Source organism: Shewanella sp. 10N.261.52.F9, from assembly GCF_041471165.1.
In the GTDB taxonomy this organism is placed as follows: Bacteria; Pseudomonadota; Gammaproteobacteria; order Enterobacterales; family Shewanellaceae; genus Shewanella; species Shewanella marinintestina.
Genome location: NZ_JBFRNX010000024.1, coordinates 1 through 21,546 on the forward strand (window position 1 = coordinate 1; position 21,546 = coordinate 21,546).

Annotated in this window: 21 protein-coding genes; 16 read left to right on the forward strand and 5 right to left on the reverse strand. The window is 42.3% G+C overall.

The window, feature by feature from the left end; genetic code table 11:
• The coding region (gene rne, locus AB4298_RS16240; protein ID WP_371987491.1) for a ribonuclease E at positions 1-2,773 on the reverse strand (2,773 nt) is incomplete at its 3' end.
• Positions 2,774-3,373: 600 nt separating this feature from the next.
• On the opposite strand from rne, the gene rluC reads away from it, so the two are divergent.
• Positions 3,374-4,333, forward strand: a complete 960-nt coding sequence (gene rluC / locus AB4298_RS16245; RefSeq protein ID WP_248997440.1) for a 23S rRNA pseudouridine(955/2504/2580) synthase RluC — start codon at positions 3,374-3,376, stop codon at positions 4,331-4,333.
• A complete protein-coding gene (locus AB4298_RS16250) occupies positions 4,330-4,977 on the forward strand; it encodes an HAD family hydrolase (RefSeq protein ID WP_248997439.1) in 648 nt (215 codons plus the stop codon). Before rluC ends, AB4298_RS16250 begins: the two co-directional genes overlap by 4 nt.
• A gap of 130 nt (positions 4,978-5,107) precedes the next feature.
• Here AB4298_RS16250 and AB4298_RS16255 read toward each other — a convergent pair whose 3' ends face one another.
• Together AB4298_RS16255 and AB4298_RS16260 are read right to left on the reverse strand one after the other, a co-directional pair.
• A complete protein-coding gene (locus tag AB4298_RS16255; RefSeq protein WP_371987492.1) occupies positions 5,108-6,469 on the reverse strand; it encodes a sensor domain-containing diguanylate cyclase in 1,362 nt (453 codons plus the stop codon).
• A 199-nt stretch (positions 6,470-6,668) separates the two neighbouring features.
• The gene (locus tag AB4298_RS16260) at positions 6,669-7,250 is read right to left on the reverse strand and encodes a Maf family protein (protein ID WP_371987494.1); all 582 of its coding nucleotides are present in this window, start codon (positions 7,248-7,250) and stop codon (positions 6,669-6,671) included.
• Between the two features lie 319 nt (positions 7,251-7,569).
• On the opposite strand from AB4298_RS16260, the gene AB4298_RS16265 reads away from it, so the two are divergent.
• The 12 genes from AB4298_RS16265 to AB4298_RS16320 all read left to right on the forward strand — a co-directional run bounded on the left by AB4298_RS16265 (position 7,570) and on the right by AB4298_RS16320 (position 16,880).
• Entirely contained in the window at positions 7,570-7,779 is a 210-nt protein-coding gene (locus AB4298_RS16265) for a hypothetical protein (RefSeq protein ID WP_248997436.1), read from the forward strand.
• Positions 7,780-8,361: 582 nt separating this feature from the next.
• Positions 8,362-8,886, forward strand: a complete 525-nt coding sequence (gene yceD, locus AB4298_RS16270; RefSeq protein ID WP_248997435.1) for a 23S rRNA accumulation protein YceD — start codon at positions 8,362-8,364, stop codon at positions 8,884-8,886.
• 17 nt (positions 8,887-8,903) lie between these two features.
• Positions 8,904-9,074: a 50S ribosomal protein L32 gene (gene rpmF / locus AB4298_RS16275; RefSeq protein WP_020913118.1), complete on the forward strand. Its 171-nt coding sequence runs from the start codon at positions 8,904-8,906 to the stop codon at positions 9,072-9,074.
• A gap of 15 nt (positions 9,075-9,089) precedes the next feature.
• Complete coding sequence (gene plsX / locus AB4298_RS16280; RefSeq protein WP_248997434.1) at positions 9,090-10,118, forward strand: phosphate acyltransferase PlsX; 1,029 nt, start codon at positions 9,090-9,092, stop codon at positions 10,116-10,118.
• A gap of 10 nt (positions 10,119-10,128) precedes the next feature.
• Positions 10,129-11,088: a beta-ketoacyl-ACP synthase III gene (gene fabH, locus AB4298_RS16285; protein ID WP_248997433.1), complete on the forward strand. Its 960-nt coding sequence runs from the start codon at positions 10,129-10,131 to the stop codon at positions 11,086-11,088.
• Positions 11,089-11,142: 54 nt separating this feature from the next.
• Complete coding sequence (gene fabD, locus AB4298_RS16290; RefSeq protein ID WP_248997432.1) at positions 11,143-12,069, forward strand: ACP S-malonyltransferase; 927 nt, start codon at positions 11,143-11,145, stop codon at positions 12,067-12,069.
• A 9-nt stretch (positions 12,070-12,078) separates the two neighbouring features.
• Positions 12,079-12,825, forward strand: a complete 747-nt coding sequence (gene fabG, locus AB4298_RS16295) for a 3-oxoacyl-ACP reductase FabG (RefSeq protein WP_248997431.1) — start codon at positions 12,079-12,081, stop codon at positions 12,823-12,825.
• A gap of 159 nt (positions 12,826-12,984) precedes the next feature.
• A complete protein-coding gene (acpP, locus tag AB4298_RS16300) occupies positions 12,985-13,218 on the forward strand; it encodes an acyl carrier protein (protein WP_011496723.1) in 234 nt (77 codons plus the stop codon).
• Positions 13,219-13,460: 242 nt separating this feature from the next.
• Positions 13,461-14,699, forward strand: a complete 1,239-nt coding sequence (gene fabF / locus AB4298_RS16305) for a beta-ketoacyl-ACP synthase II (RefSeq protein WP_371987497.1) — start codon at positions 13,461-13,463, stop codon at positions 14,697-14,699.
• A gap of 235 nt (positions 14,700-14,934) precedes the next feature.
• On the forward strand, positions 14,935-15,303 hold the full coding sequence (locus AB4298_RS16310) for a hypothetical protein (protein WP_248997429.1): 369 nt from the start codon (positions 14,935-14,937) through the stop codon (positions 15,301-15,303).
• A gap of 64 nt (positions 15,304-15,367) precedes the next feature.
• Positions 15,368-15,868 carry an acyl-CoA thioesterase gene (locus tag AB4298_RS16315; protein WP_248997428.1) on the forward strand — a complete coding sequence of 167 codons (501 nt, stop codon included), beginning with the start codon at positions 15,368-15,370 and terminating at the stop codon, positions 15,866-15,868.
• A gap of 136 nt (positions 15,869-16,004) precedes the next feature.
• The gene (locus AB4298_RS16320) at positions 16,005-16,880 is read left to right on the forward strand and encodes an NAD(P)-dependent oxidoreductase (RefSeq protein WP_371987499.1); all 876 of its coding nucleotides are present in this window, start codon (positions 16,005-16,007) and stop codon (positions 16,878-16,880) included.
• A gap of 88 nt (positions 16,881-16,968) precedes the next feature.
• On the opposite strand, the gene cdd is transcribed toward AB4298_RS16320, so the two are convergent.
• Both cdd and sbcB read right to left on the reverse strand, forming a co-directional pair.
• Positions 16,969-17,859 (reverse strand): cytidine deaminase, encoded by an 891-nt coding sequence (cdd, locus tag AB4298_RS16325; RefSeq protein ID WP_371987500.1) that lies wholly within the window; start codon positions 17,857-17,859, stop codon positions 16,969-16,971.
• A 95-nt stretch (positions 17,860-17,954) separates the two neighbouring features.
• A complete protein-coding gene (gene sbcB, locus AB4298_RS16330; protein WP_371987502.1) occupies positions 17,955-19,367 on the reverse strand; it encodes an exodeoxyribonuclease I in 1,413 nt (470 codons plus the stop codon).
• 366 nt (positions 19,368-19,733) lie between these two features.
• On the opposite strand from sbcB, the gene rlmA reads away from it, so the two are divergent.
• Together rlmA and AB4298_RS16340 are read left to right on the forward strand one after the other, a co-directional pair.
• On the forward strand, positions 19,734-20,540 hold the full coding sequence (gene rlmA, locus AB4298_RS16335; protein WP_371987504.1) for a 23S rRNA (guanine(745)-N(1))-methyltransferase: 807 nt from the start codon (positions 19,734-19,736) through the stop codon (positions 20,538-20,540).
• Positions 20,541-20,844: 304 nt separating this feature from the next.
• A complete protein-coding gene (locus tag AB4298_RS16340; RefSeq protein WP_012155714.1) occupies positions 20,845-21,051 on the forward strand; it encodes a cold-shock protein in 207 nt (68 codons plus the stop codon).
• The last annotated feature ends 495 nt before the right edge of the window (positions 21,052-21,546 follow it).

Here is a 21,546-nt window from a genome sequence, read left to right on the forward strand (position 1 = left end):
CTTTCACTTCAACAGGCGCTGCAACTTTAATTTCAACAACTGGCTCAGCTTTCACTTCAACAGGCGCTTCAACTTTAGTTTCAACCACTGGCTCAGCTTTCACTTCTGCAGGTGCTTCAACTTTAGCTTCAACAACTGGCTCAGCTTTCACTTCAACAGGTGTTTCAACATGTGGCATCTGTACTGATGCAACTTCAATTGGCTCTACGATAGTTTCAGCAACGACAACTACTGGCGCTGGTGTTTCTGCTGGTTTCTCAAGTGCAACCTCAACAGCGGTTTCTACCTCATTAGGTACAAAAGCGGGGACAGCTGAGCCATCTTCATTATTTTGAGCATCTTCATCACGACGACGACGTTGACCAGCGGCTCTCAAATGACGTGGACTACGTCGACTTCTGCGCTGACCTTCACGAGGTTCACGAGTATTGTCTTCTGATGCCATAGTTTCTTCTGAACTTTCAACTGCACTTGTTACTGGCGCACTGTCAGTGGTTTCAAGTTTTGTTTCAACGACAGGCTTTGTTGCAGCAACTGCTGAATCTTCAGCATTAACGGTTTCAACAGCTTCTGTTTCAACAGTTTCCACTTTAGCTTTCGGCTTACGTGGTTGACGTTTTGGCTTAGCTGGCTTGTCATCTGTCGATGGTTTCGCTTGTACTGGCGCGTCAGTTACTACAACGTCCGCTTTTAGCTCTTCTTGCTGTTCGTTGTTCACACGTACTTTACGACGCATGTTACGACGCTGGCGACGTTCACGTGCAGCTTCTTGCTTTGGCTGTTCATTCGTTGCCGAATCAGGCTTATTGTCTTTACGCGCTTTATCGTTACGTGGTTGACGCTTGTTCGTCTCTTCAGAAGTTGAACGAGAGTCATTGTTATCATTGCGACTATTTTTCGCTCTCTTCTCTTTAGACTGTTCCGTGTCACCGCGTGAATCGTTACGGTTATCGCTGCGATTGTCGTTGCGGTTACGACGAGGATCATTACGGCGATTACTGTTACGACGGTTATTATTGCGGCCTTGATTGCGGTTGTCTTTGTCTTGCTTCTTAGGCTCGACTTTTGGCTCTTCTTTTGCACCAAATAGTGAGCTAATCGCTGCGGCTATCTTAGCAAAGAAACCTGGCTCTTCTTTCTTAGGAGCTGTTGCAGGTTTAGCTTCTTCAATGACCGCTTTTTTCGGCGTAGAGAAACCTTTGAGTGCTGGTTGTGGAGCTGCAGCACGTTCTAGTTTACGTGGTTCATAAAGCTTAGCTTCTTCTTTTTCAAGTAGCTTGTAGCTAGATTCACTGATTTGATCATCTTTACGGTGACGTACAACGCGGTAGTCAGGTGTTGTCATATTTGGATCTGGAATGACATACACTTCAACATTGTGGCGTTTTTCAGTAATACGAATTGCTTTACGTTTTTCGTTCAATAGGAAAGCGGCAACATCAACAGGCACAACCGCTTCAATTTGCGATGTGTTTTCTTTAATTGCTTCTTCTTCCATTAGACGAAGAATTGATAACGCTAAAGATTCAGTACCACGAATAGTACCTTGGCCATGACAGCGAGGACAAAGGTGCGCAGCTGATTCTTCTAGAGAAGGGCGTAAACGCTGGCGTGACATTTCCATCAAACCAAAACGTGAAATACGACCTAACTGTACGCGTGCACGGTCATGGTGAACAGCGTCTTGCATACGCTTTTCAACTTCACGCTGGTGACGTACTGGCGTCATATCGATAAAGTCGATAACGACCAAACCACCTAAGTCACGTAGACGTAATTGGCGTGCAATTTCATCAGCAGCTTCTAAGTTGGTATTTAGAGCAGTTTCTTCGATATCGCCGCCTTTAGTAGCACGAGCAGAGTTAATATCGATAGAGGTTAGTGCTTCAGTTGGGTCAATAACAATTGAACCACCAGACGGTAGGCGCACTTCTCGTTGGAAAGCTGACTCGATTTGAGTTTCGATTTGGTAGTGCGTAAATAATGGTACTTCAGCGTCATAACGCTTAATACGCTCAACAAAATCAGGACGAACTAATGAAACGTGTTCTTTTGCTTGTTCGTAAATGCGTGGGTGGTCAATTAAGATTTCGCCAACATCACGACGTAAGTAGTCGCGAATTGCACGAACAATCACGTTACTTTCTTGATGGATTAAAAATGGAGCTGGAGCACTCTCTGCAGCTTCTTTAATGGCTGCCCAGTGGTGCTGTAGTACCTTAAGATCCCATTTCAGCTCTGCTGGGTCTTTACCAACACCGGCAGTACGGACGATTAAGCCCATGCCTTGTGGTACTTCAAGCTCAGCAAGTGCAGCTTTCAGTTCAGTACGCTCATCACCTTCGATACGACGTGAAATACCGCCGGCGCGAGGGTTATTTGGCATTAAAACTAGGTAAGAACCTGCCAAACTGATAAAGGTAGTAAGGGCTGCACCTTTGTTACCGCGCTCTTCTTTATCAATTTGAATAATAACTTCCTGACCTTCTTTGACCACTTCCTTAATGCTAGGACGGCCTTGGAAAGAGTAACCTTTAGGGAAGTATTCTCGTGCAATTTCTTTTAGAGGAAGGAAGCCGTGACGCTCAGCACCATAATCAACAAAAGCCGCTTCTAAAGACGGCTCTACACGCGTGATTGTGCCTTTGTAAATATTGGCTTTCTTTTGTTCATGACCTGGGCTTTCAATATCCAAATCATACAGTTGTTGCCCATCAACAAGGGCAACGCGCAACTCTTCAGATTGAGTCGCATTGATTAACATCCGTTTCATGATGACGTAATTCTTCTTTATATAAGGTCATCAAACGTTACTACTTTCACTGCATTACGGGCCTAGGATTAAAAAACAGAACCTCACGGTTAGTCTCTAGGCAAGGTGCGCATTAACTGTTAGACGCATTCGCTGCGTGTCGCATCCTATTTATGGCTTATTTTTTTATGTTTACAAAAAACAAGGAATTCGTTGTTAAATGTCAACCAACCCCATAAATTCTTTAAGTACTTTCCAGTAATGCCAATTCGAAATGGTAGCGTCTGACGACGAGTTAAAATTATTCTTCGAAATTGGGGCCGTTTCAGTCGAGAAACCAGTTGTAAGTTGGGTTTTCATTTTGATTTAGTCGTGAAGGCGTATGTTCTTGCCTTTTGATTGATACAACGACCCGTAAATCAATGATTTACTATCAAACTTTAAACGTTTTTAGTCTCGTTCTGGAACGTCATGTAAGGCCGACTTAGGCATGTTTTACCCAGTCATAGTCGGCGATAGCGAGGGAAATATAGCAATAATAGATAAAATCAGCAAATGGAAAGGCACAATTCTTTTCAGTTGTTGTACAATGCGTGGCAACGAAATACATAACGGCGCAGTATGAATACTCCATCTCCAAAAGCACAAGTCCAAATGGTTACGATTGATGAAGACCACGTTGGGCAACGTATAGATAATTTTCTTCTAACAAAACTTAAAGGCGTGCCTAAAAGTATGATCTATCGGATTGTACGTAAGGGCGAGGTGCGTGTGAATAAAAAGCGCATAAAGCCAGAGTATAAATTAGCTGATGGGGATGTGGTACGTGTTCCACCTGTTAGGGTATCAGAGAGTGAAGGGCGTCCGGGTCCCTCTGCTAAATTGACAAAAGTTTCGCAACTTGAAGAACGTATTTTATTTGAAGATAAATACCTCATTGTACTAAACAAGCCATCAGGTATTGCTGTGCACGGTGGTAGTGGTGTTGAATTTGGTGTTATTGAAGCGATGCGCTCGTTGCGTACTCAACAGAAATTTCTTGAGTTAGTGCACCGTTTAGATAAAGAAACATCTGGTGTGTTGTTAATTGCTAAAAAGCGCAGTGCACTAAGACATCTGCATGATCAGTTAAGATATAAGAAAATGCAGAAAGACTACGTAGCACTGGTAAGAGGTGAATGGCAAGCACACGATAAAGTGGTAAAAGCACCGTTACTAAAACTTACGCTTAAATCAGGTGAACGTATTGTTCGTGTGAATAAAGAAGGCAAAGAGTCTGAGACTCGCTTTAAAATTTTACAACGCTACAGCGATTCAACGTTAGTCCAAGCGAGCCCTGTTACCGGACGAACTCATCAAATTCGTGTTCACTGTCAGTTTACTGGTCACCCAATTGCCTGCGATGAAAAATACAGCGAGCAAAAGTTTGATGACTCAATGCGTGCTCAAGGATTAAATCGATTATTCTTGCATGCGGCGCAGCTAAAATTTACTCATCCGGAAACGGAAGAGGTTATGCAGGTTAAAGCGCCATTAGACCCAATACTAGAATCAACCTTAAAGAAGTTAAAGAAAGTATGAAGCCATACGAATTAGTCATTTTCGATTGGGATGGAACCTTAATGGATTCCATCAGTAAAATTGTTACTTGTATGCAGCAGATGGCTCAAACGTTATCTATTGATACGCCGACTGAACAAGCGGTGAGAGATGTCATTGGCTTATCAATGGAAGAGGCGCTAAAAACGCTTTATCCATTGAAGTCAGTGTTAGACTTTGAACCTATGATTAATTCGTATAAAGAACATTATTTGACACTTAATAGCACTCCTAGCCCCTTGTTTGATGGTAGTGCTGTGTTACTTAATGAATTACGTAGCATGGATTATCGTTTGGCTGTAGCAACGGGTAAAGGCCGTAACGGCTTAAACCGAGTGCTTACAGAAACGAATTTAGGGCATTACTTTGAGTCGAGTCGTTGTGCTGACGAGTCAAAGAGTAAACCTAACCCTGATATGATTTTTGAATTACTTGAAGAGTTAAAGGTTAAGCCTGAGAGTGCCGTCATGATTGGTGACTCTCTGCATGATCTGAATATGGCAAATAACGCGGGTATCGATTCTGTGGGTGTCAGTTATGGTGCACATAGCGAATCAACATTGCTACTGGCTAAACCCAAAGCGATTATTCATCAGCCATTAGAATTACTGCAAATACTAAGGTAAGCCTGCATCAATGTGATTGGCTACTCTGAGGCACTGGGATTTAATCGATAAAGTGGCTGTAAATTAGACGTTGAGCGTAACTTATCCATTGTGTATTAGCGTGAAATAAACAGTATAGTTTATTGGTTTATTATTGCTGAGCGGCGCCATTTTGTTTGTGCTTGAACATCTCATTGTCAGCATTACTGATTAGTGACGATAGTTCTGTCGATGTGTCTGTGACTAAATGTAAACCAATACTAGCACTTAATGTTATCTCGTATTCATCAATAGTGATTTGTTTACATAAGGCTTGCTGTAACCGCTTTCGCCATCGATGTAATAGGCTTTGATAACCAAAGTCTGTCATGTTATTGCAAGTTGTGAACAGTACAAACTCATCACCGCCTATTCTTGCAACAGTATCTTCGCCTTCACTGACTTTGGTTAAAGTATTGGCCACCTCCTTTAAAACCAAATCACCGATTTTGTGGCCAAAGTTATCGTTAATCGATTTAAAGTCATCGATATCGATATAGGCTATGATCATTTTTTTATCGTTACTAACGCCTTGATCCAATAAACTATGGAACTGTTCGAACAATGAACGCCTATTGGCGAGCCCTGTTAAGCTATCGTGGTTGGCTAAATACTCAACCTTATTTTTTGCTTTCTCGAGCTCGGTAATATTGTGTGCTGAGACAATCGCGCCTTTAATTTTGCCGTTGGCATCATAATATGGGTTGTGGTGGATGTCTAAAAAGATGGGCTTTTCTATATGTGGGGGGTGAACCCACAATTGGGTTTTTATCTGTTCACCTTGCATACAGCGATCTAGTAACGGCTTTATTTGCCCTTCAAAAACGGCTAAACCATGTAATTCATAAACAGGGCGGCCAATAATATCAGCTTGATTAAGGTTAAATAATGATTCGTAGCCCTTTGATACGACTCTGTAGATATAATCTGTATCTACAAAAGACATATATTGCTCAGATGAAGCGATCATATCCTGACGTTGTTTTAGCTCTCGGTTAATGATCTGACGTTGATATTCTACGCCCACTCGCTGAGCTAATAATCTGAAAAACTCTTTTGATTTGGTATTTTCAACTTGTGGTAAAGAATCTATGACGAAAATATGCCCGAGTATATCGCCCTGTTCGTTGAATATTTTTTCAGCTTGATAACTATTGGCTCCCAATTTTTTTAGGAGCTCAAATTTGGGGAAGCGTTGCTGTAGTTCGTTAGTAAAAGTAAGGTGTTGTTTATTCTGTGCTAGGTAGATTTGTTCGCAAGGGGAGTTTTTAAATTCAAATTCGAAACCAGGTAGGCTTTTCTTCCCGTCGCAAAAAGCCACGACTTCAGCAAAGCCTTTCTTAGTTGAAGGTCGGACAAAGCCAGCCCATCGACATTGAGTCACGAGCGTTAATGCACTTAACGCTCGAGGAAAAAAACGTTCATCGGTACACGGGGCAGCAAGCAGTGCAAGCGCTTCTTCAATATTGGTCATATCCCTTTCTCAATCGTTGAACCGCATGCAGAAACTTTCTATTCATTAAGCAATTGTTTATTGGTCAAGATTTGTATTTACTGAATGAAAGTTACGATACCTAAATCTAATTAGTTAGCCTTATTTTAGTGTAGTTCCCTTATATCTGCCGTATATTTTATCGCTCAATGCCTGTAATTGTGTGCTTTGTGGTAAAAGTTTACAGTACATTGATACCTTGTAGGTGGAGTAAATCAATCAGTGAAATGAGCGGTAAACCAATTAATGTATTAGGATCTTTTCCTTCAAGCTTTTCAAACAATGCAATGCCAAGTCCCTCGCTTTTAAAGCTGCCAGCACAATATAAAGGTTGCTCTATATCAATATAGCGGCAGATCTGTTGGTGGGTTAATGTGCGAAAGTGGACAGTAAAAGGTTCAACAATTGCTTCAATTTGCCCACTGCTACTATTGTGTAATGCAAGTCCGGTATAAAAGGTAATTGCTTGTCCGCTTGCCATGCAGAGTTGTTCAATGGCTTTTTCACGGGTATGTGGTTTGCCGATAATAGAGCCGTTAATTACAGCAACTTGATCTGAACCTATAATTATACTGTCTGGATGTTGCGCGGCGCCTGCGGCAGCTTTTAGTTTTGCTAAACGTAAAACCAGCTCATAAGGTGATTCATTTTCTAGAGGTGTTTCGTCGACCTCTGGAGAATAAGTTGTAAACGGCAGTTTCAGTTTTTCTAATACCTGTTGGCGGTATGGAGAGGTTGATGCAAGCACTATAGCAGCTGTCATTGATATACCTTGTTGGTGTTAAACGTGTATAACTTACGCGAGCTTTCGATAAGCAACTTATACACGTCATAAGTAAAATAGTTCTACTATTTTACTGGATTAGATTCGCTTTGTCGGTAAATGGCTTATTTGTTATTAGACGTTTATAAATACCCCCGTTTGTGTGTCTGTGAATAACTCCTGTGGATTACCTATTATAAAATCGATTTCTACATTATAGATCGAGAAGGTGGGGATTATGATGCAATAGTGTCGTATTCAGTTTCTGTACAGGCTAACTCGTTATAGTTGTAAGCAAGTTTTAAGGCGGAGAAGTTAAATGTTTAAGTTGTGGTTTGCGATCATAATCATGTTATCAGTAGTTGTTCATTTGAGTGGTGATGTTAGTCGTCCTTTTTATCCCACTATTTTAGCAGCTATGGTGCTAGGTGCTTTGGCCAGAGAAGTTATAGCTAAGCTAGACCACGTGGTAGTTGATTGGGCATCGGGCATTAAGCAGATAGAAAAAGCGACTAAAGCGGACCATTAACGGTATAGGTGTTTTGGTAGAGTAATATCTCTTAGTCACTGCACAATTATAAGGTTCGTAGTTAGAGTGGGTAAAGGTAACTATTGCCCTCTATAAGCATATAAAGGCGCTTTAACTTTATATTGTTCATAGCAGGATCTAGTGCGTCAAAGATTCACGAGTGAGAATAGCGCTGTAGAATTTACCTAAATAGATAAATTTCTATGTTCGATGAAGGAGCTTTTACCACTCATTCCCTAAGATTTTCACCATTCATTCCCCAAGAAAAGGTATTTCAACTGCTGATAGTACTAATAAACTCAGCGCCTATCTGCAAACTCTGCTAGTTTTAGCCATATATAAAGAGGCTGTTATGCAGACTTTTGTGATGCGCTTTATTAACAGCATCACAAAAATAGAATGACGCGATGGATTAACGAACACTTAAACGTATTTATAGATGAAATATAATGTAATGCCTGCTTTGTTTCTTGTACAATGCGGTTACCTAACAACTCACTTAACCGGTGAAGTCAGCAATAATTCAATACGTTCTTATGAGGGTATTGACTTTGTGGAATTTCACGGTAATATGCGCGCCTTATGCAAACAGTAAAGATACCGGTTTCAATTGATCCCGTTCGCGCTGCCAGTAGCCAGATTTCGTATGAAGGCTTGGTGCCTGGTAAGCAGTTAAAGCGATTAAATGAATTATGTGCCGGCGACTGTTCTGATGTGGCAGTGTCGCTTGAATGTGGCGTCGATATACAGGGGATAGTCTACCTTAACGGGAAGGCTGTGACGGAGCTCACTCTGGATTGTCAACGTTGTATGACACTATTTACCACTGAGGTTACGGTCGAGTTTAGTTTCGGCCTTTGTAAGACTGAAACTGAAATCGATGAGCTCCCGGATGCGTATGAGCCTATTGAGTGCAATGAAATTGGCGAAATTCGTCTGCATCAATTGATCGAAGATGAATTGATAATCGCTATGCCTCTAATTGCCATGCATGAGAATGAAGATTGTCATCTTGGTAAGCAAGATATAGTGGTAGGCGAGATCGAACCCGCTCAAGAGGAGCGTCCAAATCCGTTTGCAGTGTTAGAAAAACTGAAGAGCAAGTAATCTAGGAGACAGGGCCAATGGCTGTACAACAGAATAAAAAATCTCGTTCAAAGCGCGGTATGCGTCGTTCACACGATTCTTTGAGCACAGCTCAATTATCTGTGGATGCAACGAGTGGTGAACTTCACCGTCGTCACAACGTGACTGCGGACGGTTTCTACCGTGGTCAAAAGGTTATCAACAAGTAATTTGTTGAGACCCTTATGACAAATCTGACGCTTGCGTTAGATGCGATGGGGGGCGACTTTGGTCCCCGCATCACAGTGCCTGCAACTTTGCAGGCACTTCGCTTAAACCCCCTCCTAAAAATCGTACTAGTGGGCGATAAATCCCAAATAGACGAACATTTAGCATCTGCCGAACCAGCAATCAAAAGTCGCATTGAGATCAGACACACGACAGAAGTCGTTACTATGTCAGATCGGCCTGTACACGCCCTCAGAAACCGTAAGCAAAGTTCCATGCGTTTGGCTATTGAGCTCGTTCGTGATGGAAAAGCGCAAGCGTGCTTAAGTGCAGGCAATACCGGTGCGTTAATGGCGATGTCTAAAGTTTTACTGAAGACCTTACCCGGCATCGACCGCCCAGCTCTCGTTAGCTGCTTACCTGCGGTCAATAACACGCCAGTTTATTTGCTAGACTTAGGTGCGAACATTTCTTGCGATTCCGAAACGTTATTTCAGTTTGCAGTTATGGGCTCTGTACTCAGCGAGACTGTTGATAAAACAGTGGCGCCAAAAGTCGCTTTACTCAATGTCGGCATTGAAGAAATTAAAGGTAATGATCAGGTTCAACAAGCTGGTCAATTACTGCAACAGATCCCTCAAATAAACTATACCGGTTTTATTGAAGGTGATGAAATTTACTCTGGTAACGTAGACGTAATCGTCTGTGATGGTTTTGTCGGTAATATCACTTTGAAAACTTCAGAGGGTATTGCTCGCTTGTTGGTTCACCAACTAAAAAAAGGACTCGGAGAGGGCTTTTTTGTACGCCTACTTTCGAAAATCATCGCTCCACGGATACGTTCTTTGTTAAATCAGATGAACCCCGACCACTACAATGGTGCAAGTCTGATAGGATTGCGCGGAATTGTAGTAAAAAGTCATGGGTGTGCGGATGAAGCTGCTTTTTTACAAGCAATTAATTTAGCAGTGACAGAAGCGCAACGTCGACTCCCACAGATGATTGAAGATCGTCTTGAGTCGATTCTTTTAGACATTAATAGCTGATAAATTCCTTATGCATACAAAAATTCTTGGTACTGGTAGTTATCTACCCGTACAGGTACGTAGTAATCTCGATCTTGAAAAAATGGTTGAGACCACTGATCAATGGATCGTTGAACGTACTGGTATTTCAGAACGTCGAATCGCTGCAGCGGACGAAACCGTTGCGACCATGGGGTATCAAGCAGCCTTAAAAGCTATTGAAATGGCTGGTATTGATGCCACAGAAATCGACATGATTGTTTGTGGTACCACAAGTGCAGCTAATGCATTCCCTGCAGCAGCTTGTGAAATCCAAGCCATGCTAGGCATTCATACTATTCCTGCATTTGATATCGCAGCGGCTTGTTCTGGCTTTGTTTATGCATTGTCTGTTGCCGATCAGTTTGTTAAGTCAGGTGCTGCAAAAAATGTATTGGTGATTGGCGCTGATGTACTGTCACGCTTATGTGAGCCAGAAGACCGTTCAACCATTATTTTGTTTGGTGACGGTGCTGGCGCGGCTGTTGTTGGTCGTTCAGAGGAACCTGGGATTATCTCAACTCATATTTATGCAGATGGTCGTCAAGGCGATTTGCTTAAATGTTCAATCCCACCCCGAAAAGGTGAGACTTCTGAAGCTGTTGGTTATATGACAATGAAAGGCAATGATGTATTTAAAGTTGCTGTGACTCAGCTGTCTCATGTTGTGACTGAAACATTACGTCACAATAATATTGATAAATCTGAGATAGACTGGTTAGTGCCGCATCAGGCTAACTTTAGAATCATTAAAGCGACAGCTAAAAAGCTTGATATGAGTCTAGATAAAGTAGTGTTAACGCTTGCTAAGCACGGTAATACGTCAGCAGCCTCTGTGCCTATCGCGCTAGATGAAGCGGTTAGAGATGGTCGTATTCAGCGCGGTCAAATGTTACTACTAGAAGCTTTCGGTGCAGGATTTGCCTGGGGAAGTGCTTTAGTTCGTTTTTAATGATGGTCTTCATTTGTATTCGTTAGTAGACATCGATTTTAAAGGTAGATAAATATGGAAAATACGGCTTTTGTATTCCCTGGTCAGGGCTCACAAGCATTAGGTATGTTGGCTGAGCTAGCTGAGCAACATGCTGTTGTGGGTGAGACATTTGCACAAGCAAGCCAAGTCCTAGGATATGATTTATGGGACTTAGTTCAGCAAGGTCCAGTTGAAACCCTAAATGAAACCGATAAAACCCAGCCTGCTTTATTAGCGGCAAGTGTCGCGATTTACCGTGCATACCTGGCATCAGGTAAGGCACTACCAAGTGTCATGGCAGGCCATAGCTTAGGTGAGTATTCAGCACTCGTTTGTGCAGGTGTCATTGATTTTGAAGCGGCAATAAAATTAGTTGAGCTTCGTGGCCAATTAATGCAACAAGCTGTTCCTGCTGGGACAGGGGCAATGTTCGCCATTATCGGTTTAGATAACGATGCGATTGCTAAAGCTTGCGAAGACGCCTCCGAAGGTGCAGTAGTGAGCCCTGTTAACTATAACAGCCCAGGTCAAGTAGTTATTGCTGGTGAAAAAGCCGCTGTTGAGCGTGCTGCTGCATTATGCAAGGCTAACGGCGCTAAGATGGCAGTTGCATTACCGGTTAGTGTGCCTTCTCACTGTGAGTTAATGAAACCTGCAGCAGAAAAGCTTGCTATAGCACTTGATGCAATAGAATTTAATGAGCCAAGCGTAAAAGTGATTAACAATGTTGACGTAGCGAGCCCAGCGGCAGCTGCTGACATTAAAGATGCATTAGTACGCCAACTTTATCGTCCAGTACGCTGGTCAGAGACTGTTGAGGTAATGGCGTCTGAAGGCACAACTAAATTATTTGAAATGGGACCTGGAAAAGTACTAACAGGTCTTACTAAGCGTATTAATCGCTCACTTTCAGCGCAAGCTGTAAACGATGTAGCATCATTAACGGCGTTGACCGAATAAGGAAATCTGATGAGTATAAGTTTTGATCTGACTGGTAAAGTCGCCTTAGTTACTGGCGCGAGTCGTGGTATTGGCCGTGCAGTTGCTGAAACTTTAGTTTCTGCAGGGGCTGTGGTTATCGGTACTGCAACCAGCGAACGTGGCGCTGAAGCAATTCAAGCTTACTTGGGCGATAAAGGTCATGGTCTTGTTTTAAACGTAACAGATTCAGATTCTGTTAAGTCTTTGTTTGAAACAATTAAAGAAAAAGCTGGCGATGTTGATATCCTCGTTAACAACGCAGGTATCACTCGTGATAATTTGTTAATGCGAATGAAAGATGACGAATGGCAAGATATCGTAGATACTAACCTAACATCTATCTTCCGCACGTCAAAAGCGGTGATGAGACCAATGATGAAAAAGCGTCACGGACGTATTATCAATATTGGTTCTGTCGTAGGCACAATGGGCAATGCAGGGCAAACTAACTACTCTGCAGCTAAAGCTGGTTTGATCGGATTTACAAAATCTCTTGCAAGAGAGGTTGCATCTCGTCAAATTACAGTTAATGCTATTGCTCCTGGATTTATTCAGACAGACATGACAGATGAGCTGACGGAAGAGCAGCAAAAAGCTATTATGTCTCAGGTGCCAATGGAAAGGCTTGGCCAGGCGCAGGAAATTGCTAACGCAGTCCTCTTTTTAGCGTCTGACTCTGCTGCTTACATTACTGGAGAAACTCTTCACGTAAATGGCGGCATGTACATGGTTTAAAGGGAACGGCAGGCTGTTACCGCCTTCATGGGGTGATCTGCATCAACTGCAGGCTTGATTGTGGTTAGACCACGAAATTTGAGCTTGCAATGTCTGCCAAATTCAATAAACTACTCGCAATCTTGCGCAAGTGCGTAATTTGAATAGGAAAGAAAACTAATGAGCAACATCGAAGAACGTGTAAAGAAAATCATCATCGAGCAACTAGGTGTTAAAGAAGAAGACGTTAAATCAGCAGCATCTTTCGTTGACGATTTGGGTGCGGATTCTCTAGACACTGTTGAGTTGGTTATGGCTCTAGAAGAAGAGTTTGACACCGAGATCCCTGATGAAGAAGCTGAAAAGATCACTACTGTTCAAGCAGCGATCGATTACGTTTCTAAGAATCAGTAATCTAGAATTCTAGAAAACAGGCGGCATTTTTGCCGCCTGTTTTTGTTTGTAAAGCCGCTGGTTGATGCTCCGTTTTACTCTTCGCTTTTTCAATACTTATTGACCTAAGTAAGTATTATTCCAACCAGAATTGGCTTTTACCTGATGAACGCATATGTTCATGTTACAAGGTTTAGGTATTGGTAGTTCAAACCCTTTGCAGCTATCATCATTATTCATTTTTAAAGTAAAAAGGTGACCGCGTGTCTAAACGTCGAGTAGTCATAACGGGCTTAGGCTTAGTTAGCCCTGTGGGAAATACAGTTGACTCTTCTTGGAAAGCTCTAGTTTCTGGTAAGAGTGGTATTGCACCAATCACTAAATTTGATGCAAGTGAGTTCACAACGCGTATAAGCGGCTCTGTTAAAGACTTTGATGTCGAACAGTACATGTCCCGTAAAGATGCACGTAAGATGGACTTGTTTATCCAATACGGCATGGCAGCAGGGATTCAATCTGTAGAAGATTCGGGTCTTGAGATGGATAAGCTTGACCCTGCTCGTGTCGGTACGGCTATTGGTGCAGGCATGGGCGGAATGCCACTTATCGAGCAAAACCATTCGGCAATGATTAAAGGTGGACCGCGAAAGATCTCTCCTTTCTTTGTTCCTAGCACCATTATTAATATGATTGCTGGCCACCTGTCGATAAAATACGGCATGACCGGACCAAACTTCGCTGTGACGACCGCTTGTACAACTGGAGTGCATAATATTGGTTTTGCGGCGCGCACGATTGCTTATGGTGATGCAGACGTAATGGTTGCGGGCGGCGCTGAAGATGTGACTTGCCCATTAGCAGTTGGTGGCTTTGGCTCTGCGAAAGCGTTATCAACCCGCAATGATGATCCACAAGCTGCAAGTCGTCCTTGGGATAAAGACCGTGACGGTTTTGTTATCGGAGATGGCGCAGGTGTGATGGTCGTTGAAGAATACGAGCACGCTAAAGCGCGTGGAGCAACTATCTATGCAGAGCTTGTAGGCTTTGGCATGAGCGGTGATGCGTTCCATATGACATCACCACCAAGTGACGGCGCTGGCGCTGCTGCAGCCATGGTTAACGCGATTAACGATGCAAAAATTGGTCGTGAAGAGATTGGTTATATCAACGCTCACGGTACCTCTACACCTGCAGGTGATAAAGCTGAAGCGGCAGCGGTTAAGTCGGTATTTGGCGATCACGCTTATGACTTACTTGTTAGCTCAACAAAATCAATGACCGGTCACTTACTGGGCGCTGCAGGTTCGGTCGAAGCCATTATCACGATTTTGGCGCTTCAAGATCAGGTGATCCCACCAACGCTTAACTTAGATAATCCTGATGAAGGTTGTGATTTGGATTTTGTGCCGCACACAGCACGTGATTACAAGTTTGAATACGGTCTATGTAACTCATTTGGCTTTGGTGGAACTAACGGCTCATTACTGTTTAAAAAAGTATAGTGAGTTAAGTACGATAAAAAAAAAGCGCCTAAAGGCGCTTTTTTTATATTTAGTCTTCATGTGTATCATGAACTATCTCACACTAATTTGGCCTTATATTAAAATTTTATATCGGCAAGATTAACCTTAGTTAATCTGCTGATATGCCACTAGAATATACGTGTTTTTAGGCAGATACTGCTGGCGTCGGCTCAAGTGATGAGCTCAATGCAGAACTTACCTAAGGGACACGAAAGTGCTAAATCCAATTGTTATTCCTATCATGCCAGTTCTAGGCATTATTACTGCTAATATTAATGAGCTTATTCGTGGCGAATCCGCAACACGTTTACCTCAGCTGCAGTTAGGTGTTAAAACATTTAATATGGCCGTAGCTGCCTTTAGTATTGTTTGGTTTGCACTCTTGATAACCGCAATTGACGTTAGCAATGCCAACAGTGTTATCGCAGGTATTGAGGTCATGGGGCTGTTTTTAGCGGGTATCGCAGCTTACACCTTATTTAATGGTGGTAAGTACTTCGGAGCGACTACACAGCTTTGGGTTTATCGCCTATCTTTGCCTGTTGTTCTAAGTGGTAGCTTTTTAGTCGGTCAGTTTGGCTAAACGTGCCGATGTAAAGAATTTGGCGTAAGATACTCAATAGTCAGTAAATGCATTGAGGTCCAATATGGCCGGTTTAGAAAGACAATTAACATTAAGATTCCTCGCAGAGCCTGCCGATGTTAATTTTGGCGGAAAAGTACACGGCGGCGCCGTGATGAAATGGATTGACCTTGCGGGCTATGCATGTGCAGCTGGCTGGAGCGGTAAGTATTGTATTACCGCTTATGCAGGCGGTATTCGATTTGTTAAGCCTATTCATGTGGGCAATATCGTTGAAGTGACTGCAAAGGTTATTTATACCGGTCGCACGTCAATGCACTTAGGTGTTGATGTAAAAGCGGGTGACCCTAAAAATCAAGATCGGCATTTAACCACTCACTGTGTATTAGTGATGGTAGCGGTTGACGATGAAGGTCAACCGACCGAAGTACCTGATTGGAAGCCAGAACTGCCAGCGGATATAGAACTGCGAGAATCTGCAATACGTTTGATGGAAATGCGCAAAAAGATTGGTGCGGAAATGCAAGCGCACGTTGATCTACAGCCTTCGTTACAACTTCCCTAAAGTGTCGATTTTGTTCACGCATAAAAGCTAGCCTTTGGGCTGGCTTTTTTATTTCTTTTTTCCCTGTTATTTTTCAATCAAGCCTTTAGAATGGCTTCAAAATATAAACAATCTGACTCTACAAATAGGAAGTGAAATGGCTAAAGTTGCATTTATCGGTTTGGGCGTAATGGGTTACCCAATGGCGGGGCATTTGGTTAAAAATGGCCATCAAGTGACTGTTTATAATCGCACTGAAGCTAAAGCAAAAGCGTGGGTTAACGAGTTCGGTGGCGAATATCAACTAACTCCCAAAGCGGCTGCTAAAGGACAAGATATTGTGTTTGTGTGTGTCGGTAACGATGATGATTTACGCGAAGTGACTTTAAGTGATACTGGCGCATTAGCCGGCATGACAGCAAATAGCATTTTAGTTGATCACACAACCGCTTCCGCCGATGTCGCGCGTGAAATTGCTGCAGTCGCCGAATCACTTAATATTGGCTTTATGGACGCTCCGGTATCTGGTGGTCAGGCTGGGGCAGAAAATGGCGTATTAACCGTTATGGTTGGCGGAGAACAAGCAACGTTTGAAGCTGCAAAGCCGATTATGGATGCCTATGCTCGATGCGCTGAAAGGCTTGGTGAGGTAGGTGCAGGTCAGCTCACTAAAATGGTCAATCAAATCTGTATCGCAGGCGTAGTACAAGGTTTATCTGAGGGATTACATTTTGCGCGTAGCGCAGGCCTTGATGGCGAAAAAGTGGTTGAGGTGATAAGCAAAGGTGCTGCGCAGTCTTGGCAAATGGAAAATCGTTATCAAACCATGTGGCAGGGCGAGTATAACCTAGGGTTTGCGGTAGATTGGATGCGCAAAGATCTTGGAATTGCACTCACTGAAGCGCGTCGCAATGGCTCACATTTGCCTTTAACAGCATTAGTCGATCAATTCTATTCAGAAGTGCAAGCTATTGGCGGTGCACGCTGGGACACATCAAGTCTGTTAGCAAAACTTGAGAAGAATCGCGGTTAGTGGTTTAGCTGCGAAGATAGTTTAATTTATTATAAAAGGACCACATTCGTGGTCCTTTTTACTTTGTGACTAATACACGACAGATTGGTTATTCTGGTTCAACCACAATATGTTCGAGCTCAACTACAGCAACACTGTGTAGAGCGTCCATAGCTGCACCCACTAGTGATACAACACCTTTAGATGATTCAATCAATACCGCGCGATTGATCTCGCTAAAGTCACGATTATGGCGCGCCATTGTCGATAATGCCATTTGCATTGGCTGCATCGATGGATTAAATGCTGCGTTCTCGGCATAACGGCCACAGTATGTTGCACCATCTTTAGTTTCTAGTACCACTGCTGCGTAGTTTTTAGTGTACGGCGCGTAACTGAGGCTTGCATGGTCAAGCGCTTCAATGATCATCGGGTCATTGGAGTCTAGTGTTAACGTGTGCAGTTGCTTGCTTAGTAGTGGCTCTGTGATATTTAAGTCGCTTGGGCCAAAAGCATAAGGTAAATAGTGAGATAAAGGTGCTGTTGCTTGGTCTGGAAGGTGGATTTTTACTTTGCTGCCTTCAACTAGCTCATTAATAAACTGACGGCAATGTCCGCACGGTGAAGCATTAACAATAATGTCCTCAATTGCACTTTCACCACTTAACCAAGCATGGCTGATTGCACTTTGTTCTGCATGTACTGAGTGAAATAATGCTTCGCCTGGTAGTTCAATATTCGCGCCCATATAGATATCGCCACTTTTGCCTTTGGCAATGGCACCTACAAAAAACTCACTAATAGGTGGACGCGCTAAAGCTGCGGCTATTGGTAGAAGCGCTAACAGTAATTCATTTAACTCCATATCAGTTTGAGCTTGCAGCTCAGTAAGTTGCTGCGCATCAATATGGCCAGCAAAGTCTTGATCAAGTAACGGCACAATTGCAGTTGCTAGTTTCTCAGGTAACTTAGCTATGCTTTTTAAAAATCGGTCCTGCATACGCTATTTCCTTTTGTTAACGCTAATGAAATATCATTCTAGTAATCTTGTTACAACTAGAATGCGATAAAGGTCTCATTTATTACTTAGAGAGTCTATAAGCTTCTAAGATAATGACACAAAGCTTGTAATAATTTTTGCTTAGATTCGTCTTGCTCTGTTTCTTCGAGCAAGTTCTCTAGGCGAATAATATAGTCAGGATCATTTAATCTGCTTTGGCAGAACTCACGCCAGCGATATTGCTCAGAGTCGCTTAATGTTTCAGGGTAATTGCGAGCGCGATAACGGTACAGCATCTCTGCAAGGCGTCCATCGTCGAAATCAAGCTCAAGTGCTGCTAGGTTGTTTGGTTGAGTGTTACGGATGATTTCAATTTTTGCTTTGTCTGCTGAGCTGAAAAAACCGCCACTATATAAAGCTTGGTCGGCATCAATGGCTCTGTCGTCGTGTTTAAGATCAAATACGGCAACCAGTTTTTCTCTAAGCTCAGGATGTTGTTTTAACTTCTTATATTGTTCTCTTGCAAAGGCTTTATCGAAGTCCAGTCTGGCTGCATTTTCATCGGTTAATGTATTTGCTGGCGCAATGAATGGACTCTTATTGATGTGGATTTGTTTTAAACCAATAGGTAGTTCATCAGGCGCTAAATCACTGCGTCGGGTATACATGCGCTCACGTATTTCATCAACACTAAGTTCAATGAGTGGAGCGATATCCATTGCCAAGTTAACGCAAATCACCGCATTTTTATTGGTTGAGTGATAAGCAACGGGGGCGATGATCGTTGTACAACCGTTTAAGGCGCTGATCTTGGAGCTAACATGCACCAATGGCTTCATATCAAGCACGTCAATCAATTTAGATACTGCTTGTTTCTGTCTTAAGCTAAAGTAATAGTCAAACAGCTTTGGCTGCACTGACTTTATCAATTTTGCCATGTCGATGGTGGCATAGACATCAGACATGGCATCATGGGCTTTTTCATGGCTTAAGCCATTGGCAACGGTGAGTTGTTCTAACTTAAAACTAGGAGAACCGTCTTCTTTTTCTGGCCAATTAATACCTTCAGGTCTAAAAGCATAACAAGCACGCACGAGATCGATGATGTCCCAGCGGCTATTGCCGTTTTGCCACTCACGGGCATAAGGGTCGATAAAATTACGATAAAAACCATAGCGCGATACTTCATCGTCAAATCGAAGCGAGTTATAACCCACAACACAGGTTTTTGGCTGACTGAATAGACCATTAATTTTATTCATAAACTCGGCTTCTGGCATACCTTTTAGGTTAGCGAGTTGCGGAGTGATCCCGGTGATTAAAATCGCTTCTGGTGACGGTAGATAATCATTGGCGACCTTACAATAAAAGGTTTCTGGCTCACCGATGATATTGAGGTCCATATCCGTGCGAACGCCAGCAAACTGAGAAGGCCTGTCTTTGGCTGGGTTGGCGCCAAAAGTTTCATAATCGTGCCAGAAGAGGGTGGGTTGGTTATTCATAGGCATAAAGTGTTGTGGCTATTACAAGCAATAAATGAGTTCATCATAGCACTGCCTCGATAGGAATGTCCTAGTTTCCTTAATACAACTCAAGTACTTTGCTGGAGTTTGCAGCAGTTTTATCCGCTGGTTCCAAATGGGTTGACGTAGTAGAATAAGCGTCCTTTTTAGACCTGTGATAACAAGCATTATTTCCCTAAGCGAACTATTGGCCTCAAATGATTCAAACGATCTGTATGTAAGAGTGATTAAATGGCATTTGCTTATTGTTTTGTAGGTTCTCTGCTTGCACGTCTAACAGGTTATTATCCGACTATATTTGTACGTGTTATTTAAATTACGTGCGTCAGGCTTTGCCGTTTGGAGATTGAAATGATTTACCGTTGCCCTTTATGTCAGCAAGCATTATCTAAAGCGGATAAGACTTGGTGTTGTCCTGCCAACCATAGGTTTGATTGTGCCAAAGAGGGCTACGTTAATCTGTTACCTGTTCAGAAAAAGAAGTCTAATGATCCAGGTGACAATAAAGAGATGATGTTTGCTAGACGTGAATTTCTTAATAAAGGCTATTACCAAGTATTAAGCGATAAAGTAAACCAGCTTGCTAATGAGTATGCTCTAGATGCACGTTTTGGCGTTGATATTGGTTGTGGTGAAGGCTATTACTCGAATCGACTAGTAGAAAGTCTGCCAGACGGCTTCAGTCTTTATGGCGTTGATATCAGTAAGTCGGCACTTAAGTATGCCGCTAAGCGTTATCCAAAAATTAGTTTTAGTGTCGCAAGTGCGTTTGATATGCCATTTCCTGATCAGAGCTTTGATTTTATGCTACGGATTTATGCGCCGTCATTAGATAAAGAACTTAAAAGAGTGGTTAAATCAGGTGGGATACTTATTACCGTTTGCGCGGGACCAAGGCACCACTACGCTCTTAAAGAGCTTATTTATGATAATCCGAAAGAGCATACTCAAGAATCGTCGCAGATAGATGGCTTTGAATTGATCCATCAAGAGCGAATTGAGCAGTTGTTGACACTGACCGATGCAACAGACATTAGTCACTTTTTACAAATGACTCCTTATAACTGGAAATTAACAGAAGAGAATAAATTAGCCTTAGCTAAATCAGGTGTAAGCTGTGAACTCGATTTTAAAGTAGAAGTCTTCCGAGCCTTATAAATCAAAGGTTACAGCTTGCTGGTTGTTTTTTAAGCGGTTATAGGCGCGTAAGTTTTAATTTGCAGAAGTGTATTTTTTGATCCATTTAGCAAGCTGTAGAATTATAAGTAAAAACACCTTAAATTCTGACACGAATGAGTGTTGACTTATGATGAGAATGGTTTATAGTGTTTGCAGCTTGAAGGTTAGGCTTATTTTTATGTGTTCAATACGACAATGTTCGTCCTGTTAACATTAAGTAAACCGGCATTTTCCAGCTTTACCGCCGTTAAGGCTTTAATTTATATTTACAGGATTCAATATTATGTCTCAAGTTACTGGCGTTGTTAAGTGGTTCAACTCTGATAAAGGTTTCGGATTTATCGAGCAAGAGTCTGGTCCAGACGTATTCGTACACTTCCGCGCTATCAACTCTGACGGTTTCAAAACTCTTGACGAAGGTCAAAAAGTTCAGTTTACTGTTACTCAAGGTCAAAAAGGCCCACAAGCTGAGAACGTAACTGTAGTTTAAGTTACCAGCTTGATTAGCACTAGCTAATCACACAGAATTTCGAAGAGCCGTAGTTTACTACGGCTCTTTTTTCGTTTTAAAACGGTAAATTATTTTCGTCAGTCATTTTGTCGTATCACCGAACACTGCTAGATATGGCTGTTTAGTCGTAACATCATACAAAACCACCTTCTTTCAAGCTGCTTCACAACCCCTTGCTTTGGAAAGCCAGCCTATTCAGTATATTGTTAAAGATAAAAATACTGTCTTGACGTAAATCTATGTTCTAGTTTTTGGTTAAATGGTTTGTTTATTTAGTTTTTGCTAGCGGATATATGCCTGCTTTATGGTTGCAGCCTTGTGACTTTGGTCAATGTAAATTTGTATATTCTATGGAGTGTTGGCTGGTAATTTAGTGTGCATGTTTTTTGTGCTGCAACTTTCTTGTACTGCATTATTTGATAGAAGGGGAGCTTTAAAAGCGATAATATTTTGATTGTTGCTAATACGGCAGGT

What these genes read in the sequence shown, in the direction of transcription:
- fabD (WP_248997432.1), top strand. Translation starts at nt 11,143, where the DNA reads ATGGAAAATACGGCTTTTGTATTCCCTGGTCAGGGCTCACAAGCATTA.
- AB4298_RS16340 (WP_012155714.1), top strand. Translation starts at nt 20,845, where the DNA reads ATGTCTCAAGTTACTGGCGTTGTTAAGTGGTTCAACTCTGATAAAGGT.
- AB4298_RS16250 (WP_248997439.1), top strand. Translation starts at nt 4,330, where the DNA reads ATGAAGCCATACGAATTAGTCATTTTCGATTGGGATGGAACCTTAATG.
- yceD (WP_248997435.1), top strand. Translation starts at nt 8,362, where the DNA reads ATGCAAACAGTAAAGATACCGGTTTCAATTGATCCCGTTCGCGCTGCC.
- rlmA (WP_371987504.1), top strand. Translation starts at nt 19,734, where the DNA reads ATGATTTACCGTTGCCCTTTATGTCAGCAAGCATTATCTAAAGCGGAT.
- AB4298_RS16255 (WP_371987492.1), bottom strand. Translation starts at nt 6,469, where the DNA reads ATGACCAATATTGAAGAAGCGCTTGCACTGCTTGCTGCCCCGTGTACC.
- rluC (WP_248997440.1), top strand. Translation starts at nt 3,374, where the DNA reads ATGAATACTCCATCTCCAAAAGCACAAGTCCAAATGGTTACGATTGAT.
- rpmF (WP_020913118.1), top strand. Translation starts at nt 8,904, where the DNA reads ATGGCTGTACAACAGAATAAAAAATCTCGTTCAAAGCGCGGTATGCGT.
- fabG (WP_248997431.1), top strand. Translation starts at nt 12,079, where the DNA reads ATGAGTATAAGTTTTGATCTGACTGGTAAAGTCGCCTTAGTTACTGGC.
- sbcB (WP_371987502.1), bottom strand. Translation starts at nt 19,367, where the DNA reads ATGCCTATGAATAACCAACCCACCCTCTTCTGGCACGATTATGAAACT.
- AB4298_RS16265 (WP_248997436.1), top strand. Translation starts at nt 7,570, where the DNA reads ATGTTTAAGTTGTGGTTTGCGATCATAATCATGTTATCAGTAGTTGTT.
- fabH (WP_248997433.1), top strand. Translation starts at nt 10,129, where the DNA reads ATGCATACAAAAATTCTTGGTACTGGTAGTTATCTACCCGTACAGGTA.
- AB4298_RS16260 (WP_371987494.1), bottom strand. Translation starts at nt 7,250, where the DNA reads ATGACAGCTGCTATAGTGCTTGCATCAACCTCTCCATACCGCCAACAG.
- AB4298_RS16315 (WP_248997428.1), top strand. Translation starts at nt 15,368, where the DNA reads ATGGCCGGTTTAGAAAGACAATTAACATTAAGATTCCTCGCAGAGCCT.
- acpP (WP_011496723.1), top strand. Translation starts at nt 12,985, where the DNA reads ATGAGCAACATCGAAGAACGTGTAAAGAAAATCATCATCGAGCAACTA.
- AB4298_RS16320 (WP_371987499.1), top strand. Translation starts at nt 16,005, where the DNA reads ATGGCTAAAGTTGCATTTATCGGTTTGGGCGTAATGGGTTACCCAATG.
- cdd (WP_371987500.1), bottom strand. Translation starts at nt 17,859, where the DNA reads ATGCAGGACCGATTTTTAAAAAGCATAGCTAAGTTACCTGAGAAACTA.
- plsX (WP_248997434.1), top strand. Translation starts at nt 9,090, where the DNA reads ATGACAAATCTGACGCTTGCGTTAGATGCGATGGGGGGCGACTTTGGT.